Here is a 12,440-nt window from a genome sequence, read left to right as displayed (position 1 = left end):
TGCCCCACGTTTAGCGAGCAGCGCTTCGGGGAACTGCTCGAGTGTGACCGACACCATGCACGAGGCCTTGCGCGGCGTTTCGCGCGCCGACGCCCTCGACGCGATCCTCTTCGATCGCGACGGCACGCTCATTCGCGACGTGCCCGGGATCGCCGACCCTGCCGCCGTCGAGCCCATGCCCACCGCAGCGGATGCGGTGCGTCTCGCCCGCGACGCCGGTCTCGCCACCGGCGTGGTCACCAACCAGGCGGCGCTCGCCCGCGGCGTCGTGAGCGCGGCCGAGCTCGACGCCGTCAACGCGCGCGTCGACGCCCTGCTCGGCCCGTTCGACGTGTGGCAGGTCTGCCCGCACTCCCCCGAAGACTCCTGCGACTGCCGCAAGCCCCGACCGGGGCTCGTGCTCGAGGCCGCCCGACAGCTCGGCACCGCGCCGCAGCGCGTCGCCGTCATCGGCGACATCGGCACCGACATGGATGCCGCCCGGCACGCCGGCGCGGTCTCGGTGCTCGTGCCGACGCCCGTGACCCGCCCCGACGAGGTCGCCGCCGCACCGCTTAGCGCCCGCACGCTTGCAGAGGCGGTTCGCCTGCTGTTGCACGACCGCGGCGATGCGGTGGCAGAACACGCGCACACCACCGCGGCAGGAGCGCCCTCGTGAGGCGGCGCATCCTCGTCGTGCGCCTCGACAGCGCCGGCGACGTGCTCGTGTCGGGACCGGCCGTTCGGGCTGCCGCGGCGCACGGCGAGGTGTGGATGCTGTGCGGGCCGCGCGGCGTGGCCGCCGCGCGCATCCTGCCGGGTGTTGCCCGCGTACTCGAGTGGGAGTGCCCCTGGATCGTCGACCCCGCCCCACCCGCGACCATGGAAAACACGGGCGCCCTGCTCGACCTGGTGCGCGAGTGCGCGCCAGAGACCGCCCTCATTCTGACGTCGTTCCACCAGTCGCCGCTGCCGCTCGCGCTGCTGCTGCGCCTTGCCGGCGTTCACGAGATCGCGGCCGCGTCGGTCGACTACGCGGGCCGCCTGCTCGACACCCGCATCAAGCCGGGCGAGGACATGCCCGAAGACCAGCCCGAGCCCGTTCGCGCCCTCACCATCGCGCGCGCGGCCGGGTTCGAGCTGCCCGAGGGCGACGACGGGCGGATGCGCGTGGCCGCCCCACCCGACGTGACATCGCTCGTGGGGCCCGGCCCGTATGTGGTGGTGCACCCCGGCGCGGCGGTGCCGGCCCGAACGTGGCCCGCCCTTCAGCACCGTCAGGCCGTGTCGCTGCTGGCGAAGGCCGGCGTGAGGGTGGTCGTGACGGGCGCCGAGGGCGAGCGCGCGCTGACCAGCCGCGTGGCGGGATCGAGCGGCATCGACCTGGGCGGACGCACCGACTTCCGCACGCTCGCGGGCGTGCTCGCGGGCGCATCCGTGCTGATCGCGGGCAATACCGGGCCCGCGCACCTGGCGGCGGCCGTGGGGACCCCCGTGGTCAGCCTGTACTCCCCCGTGATTCCCGCCGAGCGCTGGGCGCCGTACGGCGTGCCCGTTGCGCTGCTGGGCGACCAGCACGCGGCATGCCGGGGCTCGCGCGCCAGGGAGTGCCCGATCGCGGGGCATCCGTGCCTGGCGAGAGTGACACCACAGCAGGTGGTCGACGCGTGCCTCGCGCTGGCGGGCGGCGCGGGCGCGCATCCGCTCGGTTATCGAGACGATTCACACGAGGAGGAGGTCTCAGCATGAGAGTTCTGGTCTGGCATGTGCACAGCGGGTGGATGGACGCATTCGTACGCGGCCCCCACGAGTACCTGCTGCCGGTCGATGACGACGGCAACGGCGGCAAGACCGGCTACGACTGGCCCGAGCAGGCCATCGAGGTGCCCAAGGATCGGTTGCGTGACGAAGACGTCGACGTGGTGGTGCTGCAGCGGCTCGAGGACATCGACGCGACCACGGCGCTGCTCGGCCGCACCCCGGGCAAGGACGTGCCCGCGGTGTTCGTCGAACACAACACGCCCAAGGGCGATATTCCCAACACGGTGCATCCTCTCGCCGACCAAGAGGACATTCTGATCGCCCACGTCACCTACTTCAACCAGCTGTTCTGGGACAACGGCCGCGCGCCCAACACCGTGATCGAGCACGGCATCGTCGACCGCGGCGAGCTGTACACGGGCGAGCTGCCGCGCATCGGTGCGGTCATCAACGAGCCGGTGCGCCGCTGGCGCGTGACCGGAAGCGACTTGCTCGGCGGCTTCTCGCTCATCGGCCGCGTCGACGTGTTCGGCATGCAGGCCGAGGGGCTCGCGAAGAAGCTGGGCGTGCGCGACGACCAGGTGGCGGCGGCCGGCGACCTGCCCACCGAGCAGCTCTTCAGCGAACTCGCGAAGCGGCGCCTCTACCTGCACCCCGCCCGCTGGACCTCGCTCGGTCTTTCGCTGCTCGAGGCCATGCACCTGGGGATGCCGGTGGTCGCCGTCAACGCGACCGAGATCGGCCGGGCTGTGCCACCCGAGGTGGGCTTCGTCTCAGACAACGTCGCCGAGCTGCACGCGGCCGCGCGCCGCCTGCTCACCGAGCCCGAACGGGCGACGGAGTACGGCAAGCGCGCACGGGAATTCGCGCTCACCCACTACAGCCTCGACTACTTCCTCGAACGCTGGAGCCAGGTGCTCGAGGACCAGGTGGAGGCGCACGGCGCGAAACACGGCACGAAACACGGCACGAAAGGCACGACACACGGGAAGGGACGCACGAAATGAGAATCAGCATGGTCTCCGAGCACGCCAGCCCGCTCGCCGTTCTCGGCGGCGTCGACGCCGGTGGGCAGAACGTTCACGTCGCGGCACTCTCCACGGCGCTGGCCAGGCGCGGGCACGAGGTCTGCGTCTATACGCGGCGCGACGACGCAGCCCTGCCTGAGCGCGTGCCGCTCGCCGACGGTGTCGAGGTCGTGAACGTCACGGCAGGCCCGGCGCGCCCGGTGCCGAAGGACGAGCTGTTCCCCTACATGAACGATCTGGCCACCGGCATCCTCGATGACTGGAGAAGAAGGCGACCGGATGTTGTGCACGGCCACTTCTGGATGTCCGGCCTCGCGGCCCTCACCGCTTCGTGCACCGAGCACCTGAACCACGGCGGCGACCGCGTGCCGGTCGTGCAGACGTTCCACGCGCTCGGAACCGTGAAGCGCCGGCACCAGGGGGCGGATGACACGAGCCCCGCCGAACGCGAACGCGTCGAGCCCTGGGTTGCCCGCACCGTCGACACCGTGCTCGCCACGTGCAGCGACGAGGTGGCCGAGCTCGAGGCGATGGGCGTGGATCTGGCGAAGGTGTCGGTCGCGCCGTGCGGGGTCGACACGACGCTGCTCGCGCCGCACGGTCCCGCCGAGGCGCGCGGGCGGGTCCACCGCATCGCCGTCGTGGGGCGGCTCGTGCCGCGCAAGGGAACCGACCTCGTGATCGAAGCGCTCGCCCAGTTGACCGCCGCCGGCCGCGACGACGTAGAGCTTGTGATCGTGGGCGGCTCGGGTGGCGCGAGCGCCGCGGAGGATCCGGAGTGCCTGCGGCTCGCGGCGCTGGCGAAGGCGGCCGGCGTCGCCGAGCGGGTGAGCCTGCGCGGCAGCCTCGCGCACGATGACCTGCCCCAGTTCTTCCGCTCGTGCGACGCGGTCGTGTGCGCGCCCTGGTACGAGCCGTTCGGCATCGTGCCGCTCGAGGCGATGGCGTGTGGCGTGCCCGTGATCGCGGCGCGCGTGGGCGGCCTCACCGACTCGATCGTCGACGGCGTGACGGGCCTGCACGTGCCTCCGCGCGACCCCGCGGCGATCGCCGCGGCCCTGATCCGCATTCTCGATGACGCCCCCTTCGCGCGCGCGCTCGGGAAGGCAGGGCGCGAACGCACCGAGCGCCTCTACACCTGGGATCGTGTGGCGCAGCTGACCGAGGAGGTCTACGACCGGCTGCTCGGCGCGTCGATGGCGCGCATCGAACCGGCGGCGCTCGTCGGGCTCTGAGCCCGACGCATCCGTTCATGACGACGAAAGGAACACCCATGCCTGAAACGACGAACAACCCGGGCCGCGTGCTGATCTCGGGCGGAGCCTCCGGGCTCGGCGCCGCCGTCGCGCGAGCCGTGCACGACGCGGGAGGCACGCCCATCGTGCTCGACCGCGACGCGGGCGCAGACCTCGGCCCCGAATACCGCGTCGACGTGAGCGACAGCGGCCAGGTCGCCGAGGTCGTCGGCCAGGCGATCGAGGAGGCAGGCGGGCTGGATGCGGTGGTCACCGCCGCCGGCATCGACCGGCCCGGACGGCTCGACGAGACGCCGACCGACGCGTGGGAGGCCGTGATCGCGGTCGACCTGCTCGGCACGGTCTCCGTGGTGCGGGCCGCCATGCCGGCGCTGATCACCTCCCGCGGCCGGGTCGTGACGGTGGCGTCGTCGCTCGGGCTGCGCGCCCTGCCCGAGGCGACCGCGTACTGTGCGGCGAAGTTCGGCGTGGTCGGGTTTTCGCGCGCCCTCGCCGCCGAGACCCGCGGTCAGATCGGCGTGACCACGCTCGTGCCCGCCGGCATGAAGACGCACTTCTTCGACGGGCGCGACGAGCAGTACAAGCCGCAGGACGATTCCCGGCTCAATGACCCGGCGAACGTGGCGAACGCGGCCCTGTTCGCGCTGTCGCAGCCTGCAGGGTGCGAGGTGCGCGAGCTCGTCATCTGCCACGAGCTGGAGGACTCGTGGCCGTGACGCGCGCCGTTCGCGGTCCCGGCGTCTGATGGGCGCCGTTCGCGGTCCCGGCGCCTGATGCGCGCCGCACGCACTCGCGCGGCTTAAGGGGCGGCCGGGCGGGCCAGCTCGGCGACGTCGGCCCAGACATCCGCTGCGGGCACCTCTGACACAAACGAGTCGTCGTGCTCGCAGCGCCCGTCGTCGCCGCGCACCTGCTCGCGCCCGCACACCGGGCACGTCGTGCGCCACGCGATGTGGATGCGGTGCCGACTGCGCGAGAGCGGCCCCGCGTTGATCACGTTGCCGAACCAGAACACGCCCACCGTGGGGCAGCCGACCGCGAGCGCCAAATGCCGCGGCCCGCTGTCGTTGCCCACGAACACGTCGGCCTCGCGCAGCAGCCCCGCGAGTTCGCCCAGCCGCAGGTGACCGGCCAGCGAGCGGATGCGGCCTGCGGCGCCGCCGCCGGCCGTTCCGGAGCCGCCGCCGGCCATCCGCACGATGCGCTCGGCCGCCTCCCCGTCGCTCGCGTCGCCCACCACCACGACCTTCATGCCGGCGGCGAGCGCCCGCTCGGCCACCTCGGCGAACCTCTCGGCGGGCCAGCGGCGGCGTGGATCCGTGGCGCCGGGGTGCACCACCAGGAGGGGTGCGGGCGTCGACGATGCGGACCGGCCGAGGAGGTTTCGCGCGCGCTGGCGCTCCGCATCCGTCACCTGAAGTCGCGGCTCGAGCCGCACCGGAGCCGCACCGACCAAACCAACCACCTCGAGCGCCCGCAACATCTCGTGCTGGTAGTAGCGGTACGGCACGGTGCGGTCCAGCGGGGGCGCGCCCGGCGCCTGCAGGCCGACGGTGTGCGCCGCACCGAGCTCGAGCACGAACGGGTTGGAGTTGCCGCCACCTCCGTGCACCTGAACGGCCAGGTCGAAGGAGCGCTCGCGCATCCGCTCAAAGAATTGCGAACGGATGCGCCCCGCGTCGCCGCTCGGCTCCGCCTCGAAGATTCCGGGCGCGGGCGGCAGCAGCTCCACGCCCGCGACGGGACCGGGCCTGCCGTTCAGCAGTTCCGCGTGCAGTGGCGTGCCGAGCATAGTGATGCTCGCGCCGGGGTAGGCGGCGGCGAGCGAATCCACGGCGGGCATGGCGAAGAGCAGGTCGCCGAGGCCGCCGCCGCGCAGCACCGCGATGGAGCGCACGCCCGGGATGCGCTCGCCGAGCGGACCGATGGAAAGCGCGTCGTCACTCACACCCTGCCAGTGCCCAGCGCGGCGAGTCGCCAAACGGGGCGGAGGTGGCAGGCCCGGCTCACGAGTCTCAGACCGGGGTTCGGACACCCATCGCACAGGAGAATTCGTGCGAACCGCTTTCGCGCGTGTGTCGACTGCCGTCGGGGAGAACGACCTCGCAGACCGTTGAGACAGGAACGTCGATCCGAAGGCTGAAGACGCCGTCATCGAGCCGCCAGCTCGAGGTCGCCCGCCCATACGGCGTCTCAACCGCCCCTTCTGCGAAGGTCAGGCCGCCGCCGACGAGCGGCGCGACAGTGAATGTGCGATACCCGCCGCTGGTCGGTTCGATACCAGCGACTCGCCGGTACAGCCAGTCGCCCACGGCACCCGCCGCGTAGTGGTTGAACGACACCATTCCCCCACCAGAGCTCTCATCCGATGTCCCCGGTCTCAGGTCAGAGATGTTCACAGTGCCGTCGGGGCGCAGCGCGTCCCACCGTTCCCAGATGGTCGTGCCTCCGGCCTCGACCATGTAAAGCCACGAGGGGGGAGCCGTCTGCATGAGCAGATCGAACGCCTCCTTGACGCGGCCGTTGTCGGAGAGGGCGAACAGGATGTACGGGGTTCCCGGGAACCCCGTGCGCAGGTGGCCATCTGCGTCGTCGATGAGCCGCACGAGATTGTCGACCATCGCGTCGGTCTCCGCGCCCGCCGTCATGCCGAAGTGAAGAGGGAGCACGTATGCGGTCTGAAACTCGTTCTTCAGCCGGCCGGCGCCGTCGGTAAAGACGTTGCGGTAGGCGGTGACGACCTCGTCTCGCAGCCGGCGGTAATACGCGGCATCGGCTTCCTCGCCGAGGATGTCGGCGATTCGTGCGACCAGGTGGGAGGAGTTGGCCAGGTATGCGGTTCCGATCCACTTTCCCTTCTGGATCCACTCCTTCGCGGCTCCGTCGGGCGAGGTCCAATCGCCGAAGTGGAACGGCCAGCGCCAGATGCGGCGACGGTCGCGTCGGACGGACCCGAGGGCCGACCACCACTGTGCCGCCTTCAGGAATCGTTTCATCGTCGCGTAGTTACGGCGAAGCAGCTCGACGTCTCCGCGGGCGAGATACTCGGCCCAGGGGCCGAGTATGCACACGTCGCCCCAGCAGGAGGTCGCCATGACGGGGAACGGATTGCCTGCCCTGGGCACGACCATCGGAATACCGCCCCCCTTTGCCTGTTCAGCGGTGACGTCCCGCATCCACTTTGCAAGAAAACGCGACATGTCGAAGTTGTAGCTAGCGGTCGCGGCGAACACCGCGTAGTCGCCGGTCCACCCCTCCCGTTCGTCGCGCTGGGGGCAGTCCGTTGGGATGTCCACGAAATTGGACCGCCCACCCCACTCGATAGCGTGCTGCAACCGGTTCACGAGTTCATTCGAGCAGGAGAATTCGCCCACCTTCGGAAGGTCGGAATGGAGCACAAGCGCGCTGAGTTCGAGATCAGCGGGGTCGATTCCACGTACGCCGACGTAGCGGAAGCCCATGTAGGTCAAGCGCGGCGAGTACTCCTGCTCTCCATCGAGGCAGGTGTACGTGGCCGTCGCCTTCGCGGTTCGCAGCGACTTCACAAAGAGCTCGCCGTCGACGACGACCTCAGCGTGGCGGAACACGATCTGCCGGCCCCTCGCCCCGCGCAGGCGCGCGCTGATGACCCCGGCGAAGTTCTGCCCGAAGTCGAAGATCAGCTCACCGCTCGGGCTGGTCGACCACGAAACCGGGCGCAGAACCCGCTGTACTCGCACCGAGGGGCCGTACTGCGCCACAAGCGCCGGCTCACCCTGGGGCTCGGTGATGTCGGCGGCACGGAATGACGGAGCGGAGTCGAAGGTCGCGTCATAGTTCTCGCCGTCGTACCACTCGGCCATGCGGAAGCGAGACTGTGAGCTCACCTCCCAGCCGGAGCCGGTGGCGACGACCTCGCGTGAGCCGTCGTCGTACTCGAGGTGCAGTTCGCACAGGAACGCCTGCCGATCCGCGTAGATCTTGTTCTTGCGCTTGTGCGTGAACGACCCGACAGCCCAGCCTCCGGCCACGGTGGCGGTGAGCACGTTCGAGCGTGCCAGCGCACCGGTCACGTCGTACGTCTGATATTGGATCTGGTGCCTGTATGACGTGAAGCCCGGGGCGAAATAGTCTTCGCCTACCTTGACCCCGTTAAGTTCCAGCTCGTAGACGCCGAGGGCCGTGGACTCGATCCACGCGCGCTGCACACCTCGCTGCACGGCAAATCGGGTGCGGAACTCCATCGGGGCCGGAGACTGCTTGACGGGCGTCTCGTACGCGGCATCCGTGATCCACTTGGCAGTCCAGGGGGTGCCAAACCGGCCGGTTCGGAACGTGGTGGACGCCTCGGCGACGGCACCGCTGGTGCCGGTGGCCGTGACGTGCACCGTGTATTCGGTGAACGGCGCAAGCGGGCCGCCGTAGCGAATCCCGATCTGGTCGCGCGTTGTGATCTCCCACTCGCCCACGACAACACGCGCCGAGGCCAGCGCCTCACCGGGCGTGTCCGACGCCAGTGCGAATCCGATACGAGGAGGCTCATCGACGACCAGGCCGGATACAACGCCGTCGACGTGCAGGCGAGAGATCTTCACGAGTCTTCTCCGTTCGCAGTCTCGGCAGCGCGCGCGGCGAGCATTCTGCGCACGCCGCGGATCGGATGGAAGGCGGCGATGTCGGCCAGGCCTGCAGCCACAGCGTATGGCAGCTTGCCGCCCGACGACATCGCCATGCTCCGCAATGAGTTGAAGGGCATCATGCGAACAAGGAAGTGCATGTTCTTCACTCGGGTGTCGCGTTCAAGTGAGTCGGGCATCGCGAGCGCGGCCGCGTAGTCCTTACGAACACGAGACAGAACGATCGCGTGCATGATTCGGCCCGTCAATGACCGACGTGCGTCGCTCAAGCGCGTTTCGAGAGTGAGCCGCCGCGATCGCGACGACCGCGGGATGGGGGCACCCAGCAGCTCGGCAAACGCGGCCGGGATCGCTGCGGGAGGCATGTCGTAGGCGGCATCCACCGCCGCCGAATACGGCGATGCAGGCGCGCGGCCCTGAGTCACCCGAAAGGAAGCCGACAGTCGCACATCCGCGACCGACGCTGCGATGAGCACGGCGTATTCGCCGTTCTCCAGGACCCAGCCGTGCTCACGGATATCCCAATAGGCGAGGTCGCCGAGCGCGAAGTGCAGGGTAACGGCTCGGCTCTCGCGGGGCGCGAGTCGCACCTTGTCGAAGGCGCGCAGCTCCTTCTCGGCCTTGAACACGGGGCCCGCGTTGTTGCGAACATAGAGCTGGACGGCCTCCGCACCCGCCCGATCTCCCGTGTTCCTCACGGTGAATGACGCCTCGACGCGCTCGCCCACTACGATCACGCGAAGGTCGCTGTATGCGAACGAGGTGTAGGAAAGGCCGTACCCGAAGGGGTACTGCAGCGGCGTCGCTGCCTTGTCGTAGAAGCGGTAACCCACGTAAATCGACTCGTAGTACTGCGAGATCCTGTCGCGATCGTAATCAGCGGCGGAACTTGCCGTATCCGCAGACGTGGTCCAGCTCTCTGTGAGTTTGCCCGACGGGTTGGCCTCGCCGAACAACAAAGCGGCAGCCGCATCCCCGCCTCGCATCCCAGGCAGGTACATGTCGAGCACTGCGGCGAGCTCGCCGGCGAACGGCACTTCCAACGGCGCGCCGGCGAAGAGCACGAGGACCACCCGCGCCCCCGCGTCAAGCAAGCCGCGAAGAAGCGACCTCTGCGCACGCCCGAGCGTCATCGTCTGGCGGTCGAACCCCTCGCTCTCTTCCAGATCGCCCAACCCTCCGAAGAAGAGGGCCGTCTCGCCGCGGCGCGCGGCGCGAATTGCCGCCCGCTCAAGGTCAGCATCCGGTTCGGCGGCCAGAGAGCGATATCCGCGCTCGTAGCGGTAGGAGACTCCTCGGTCGTCGAAGGCGTCTCGTGGAGTGACGACGTTCGGGGGATTAATCAAGGAAGAGCCGGCACCCTGAAACCGCATCTTCTCGAACATCTCCCCCACGACGAGAAGCTGGCTGCCGCTCGCATCGAGCGGCAGTGTTCCGTCGTTCGCGAGCAGCACCGCTGCGTCGATCGCGATGTCGCGCGCGAGAGCAGCATGCGCTTCCTCGTCGACGCTGGGCTTCGGTCTGTCGGCACCGGCGCAGCGATCCACGAGTCGCAGCACTCGTGTGACCGCCTGATCAAGCGTGTCGTGGCTTATTCGACCGTCGAGGAGCCCGGCACGAATCTGCGCGCGGTTGTGCTCGACTTGGCCTGGCATGTCGAGTTCGCAGCCGGCGTTGATGCTTGCGACTCGGTCATGTGTCGCGCCCCAATCGGTGACGACCACGCCGTCGAAGCCCCACTCCTCGCGAAGAATGCCGGTGAGTAGCGCGCGGTTATCAGACGAGAAGGTGCCGTTGATGGCGTTATAGGCGCACATCACAGTGGACGGCTTCGCCCGTGTGACGACACGTTCGAACGCAGGCAGATAGATCTCCCGAAGCGCCCGCTCGTCGACAAGGCTGTCGCCGACGAAGCGGAAGTCCTCGTTCGAGTTCGCCGCCAGATGCTTGACGGACGTTGCGACCCCCTCGCTCTCGACTCCGGAAACGAATGCCGCACCGAACTCCCCAGAGACAAGCGGGTCCTCCGAGTAGTACTCGAAATTGCGCCCGCACAGAGGGTTGCGTTTGATGTTGACACCGGGAGCAAGCAGTACGTCGACGCCACGCTCGGTGCTCTCCCGCCCGATCGCCCGACCAATGAGCCTGGCGTTCTCGGGATCCCACGAGTTCGCGACGGTGGCAGCGGTCGGGAACGCTGTTGAGTGCTCGGTGTCCGTCAGAGCGAACGCACCCGAGTTGCTGCGCACCTTGCGCACGCCGTGCGGGCCGTCGGTCACCAACAATGATGGGATTCCCAAGCGCGGAATGGCGTTGGTATTCCACGACTCGACACCTTCGAGCAGAAGGATCTTCTCTTCGACCGTCATGGCGGCCACAAGGCCTTCGACCGCCGCGAGAGGCGCCCGCAGGGAACCGGACCGCATCGTCAGCGCACTCCTCGAATGAATGACGTGACGATCCCGGTGCCGAGTGCGATGACAGCCCCGGCAAGGAAGAGGGCCGTGTAGTTGGTCCCGTTGGCGGAACCGATCAGCAGGAGACCGGATCCGAGCAGGGGCGCGATGGCGCCTGGGAGCGACGCAGCGAGATTATAGATGGTCATCCACCGGCCGGACTGCTCTCGTTCCGGCACGAGGTCGCTCGCCATCGCGACGTCGACGGCACCGAACATGCCGGCCGCACCGAGAATGCAGAGCACAGCCGCGAAAAAGAGCGTGAAGCCGTCTGCGAAGGCCATCAGCACCAGGCCGACCGCGGTGACGAGCGATGCCACAAATATGAAGGCTCTGCGCCGCTTGAGCTTGTCAGACAGCGTGCCGGAGACGACGGCGAATGCCATCGTCACAACGATGCCGATGCCCCCGACAAGCGCAAGCTTTTGGCCTGCCTCCTCGGCGGAGAAGCCGAGCCGGTCCGCCAGATAGTAGAGCTGATAGGTGGTGAGAAGGGCGAGCGCAACCTGCATGAGGAACTTGCCAAGCCACACCAGGGAGAAATCACGGTGGCGCCTGGGGTTGAAGATCATGAGCCGGAAGGTCTGTCGGATTGTCGTGAGCGGCAGCGGCACCAGTGGGTCGGAAACCACCACCATGTACACGATCGCGAGGGCCGCGAGCACGATGACCGGTGTAGCGAAGAGCAACACGATGTTGAAAGTCAGCAGGCCGCCGATCGTATAGCCGAGGACCCCGCCCAGCTGTGTTGCGACGCCGACAATCGCGCCGACCGTTCCTCGCTGGGACTCCGGCACTTGCTCGGCCACGACTGGCGTGATCGCCGCTGCCGGGCCGGCACCGCCGACGCAGACGACCATCCACCCGAGGATGAGCGCGGGGACGTTTGGGGCGAGTGCAACCATGACGGAGCCGACGATGAGCACGAGGATTCCGCCCACAAGCCATGGGCGGCGCCGGCCCCAACGGGTGCGGGTGCGGTCGCTGAGGACGCCGGCCATCGGTCCCGAGATGATTGTCACGACAGCGCCGATGGCCGCGACGACGCCCAGCACGATGGCCTTGTTGCCCGGCGCGAGTTGCTGCACCTTGTACGGCAGGCTGAACAGGGCCGGCATCATCACCGTCAGATAGAGGCCGAAATTCAACAGACCGAAGACGATGAGAAAGCCTGCACCCTTCTTCTTCGTCGGCTGCACGGAGGGAATCATCGGCTCGGTCGGGACGGCGAAGTCTGGTTCTTGCTCTATGGGGCTGGTCATGTGGACTCCATTGTCAACTAGCGCGGGCTAGTTGCTGAGCATAGATGAGTCGACTAGCGCGCGCAAGTGCGATGTGTGAGAG

At 68.6% G+C, this 12,440-nt stretch carries 9 protein-coding genes; 5 read left to right on the top strand and 4 right to left on the bottom strand.

Annotation, left to right across the window (positions count from 1 at the left end; genetic code table 11):
- The first annotated feature begins 43 nt into the window (after positions 1–43).
- The 5 genes from OSC27_RS12815 to OSC27_RS12795 are packed head-to-tail and all read left to right on the top strand — an operon-like array spanning position 44 to position 4,740.
- The gene (locus OSC27_RS12815; RefSeq protein WP_267181865.1) at positions 44–658 is read left to right on the top strand and encodes a D-glycero-alpha-D-manno-heptose-1,7-bisphosphate 7-phosphatase; all 615 of its coding nucleotides are present in this window, start codon (positions 44–46) and stop codon (positions 656–658) included.
- Positions 655–1,728, top strand: coding sequence for a glycosyltransferase family 9 protein (locus OSC27_RS12810; protein ID WP_267181864.1), 1,074 nt, complete (start codon positions 655–657; stop codon positions 1,726–1,728). Before OSC27_RS12815 ends, OSC27_RS12810 begins: the two co-directional genes overlap by 4 nt.
- Positions 1,725–2,747, top strand: coding sequence for a glycosyltransferase (locus tag OSC27_RS12805; protein ID WP_267181863.1), 1,023 nt, complete (start codon positions 1,725–1,727; stop codon positions 2,745–2,747). Before OSC27_RS12810 ends, OSC27_RS12805 begins: the two co-directional genes overlap by 4 nt.
- Positions 2,744–4,003, top strand: a complete 1,260-nt coding sequence (locus OSC27_RS12800) for a glycosyltransferase (RefSeq protein ID WP_267181862.1) — start codon at positions 2,744–2,746, stop codon at positions 4,001–4,003. Before OSC27_RS12805 ends, OSC27_RS12800 begins: the two co-directional genes overlap by 4 nt.
- Before the next feature lie 38 nt (positions 4,004–4,041).
- Positions 4,042–4,740 carry an SDR family oxidoreductase gene (locus OSC27_RS12795; RefSeq protein ID WP_267181861.1) on the top strand — a complete coding sequence of 233 codons (699 nt, stop codon included), beginning with the start codon at positions 4,042–4,044 and terminating at the stop codon, positions 4,738–4,740.
- An 83-nt stretch (positions 4,741–4,823) separates the two neighbouring features.
- On the opposite strand, the gene OSC27_RS12790 is transcribed toward OSC27_RS12795, so the two are convergent.
- The 4 genes from OSC27_RS12790 to OSC27_RS12775 all read right to left on the bottom strand — a co-directional run bounded on the left by OSC27_RS12790 (position 4,824) and on the right by OSC27_RS12775 (position 12,358).
- A complete protein-coding gene (locus OSC27_RS12790; RefSeq protein ID WP_267181860.1) occupies positions 4,824–5,972 on the bottom strand; it encodes a glycosyltransferase family 9 protein in 1,149 nt (382 codons plus the stop codon).
- A 67-nt stretch (positions 5,973–6,039) separates the two neighbouring features.
- Complete coding sequence (locus tag OSC27_RS12785) at positions 6,040–8,598, bottom strand: family 78 glycoside hydrolase catalytic domain (RefSeq protein WP_267181859.1); 2,559 nt, start codon at positions 8,596–8,598, stop codon at positions 6,040–6,042.
- Positions 8,595–11,066: a glycoside hydrolase family 3 N-terminal domain-containing protein gene (locus OSC27_RS12780; RefSeq protein ID WP_267181858.1), complete on the bottom strand. Its 2,472-nt coding sequence runs from the start codon at positions 11,064–11,066 to the stop codon at positions 8,595–8,597. The genes OSC27_RS12785 and OSC27_RS12780 overlap by 4 nt, the downstream gene beginning before the upstream one ends.
- Before the next feature lie 2 nt (positions 11,067–11,068).
- Positions 11,069–12,358, bottom strand: a complete 1,290-nt coding sequence (locus OSC27_RS12775; protein WP_267181857.1) for an MFS transporter — start codon at positions 12,356–12,358, stop codon at positions 11,069–11,071.
- Positions 12,359–12,440: the final 82 nt, after the last annotated feature.

Origin of the sequence: Microbacterium sp. STN6 (assembly GCF_026410545.1) — a bacterium.
Lineage (GTDB): Bacteria > Actinomycetota > Actinomycetes > Actinomycetales > Microbacteriaceae > Root112D2.
The sequence above is the reverse complement of the archived record's forward strand: the minus strand, read 5'-3'. Positions and strand labels throughout refer to the sequence as shown.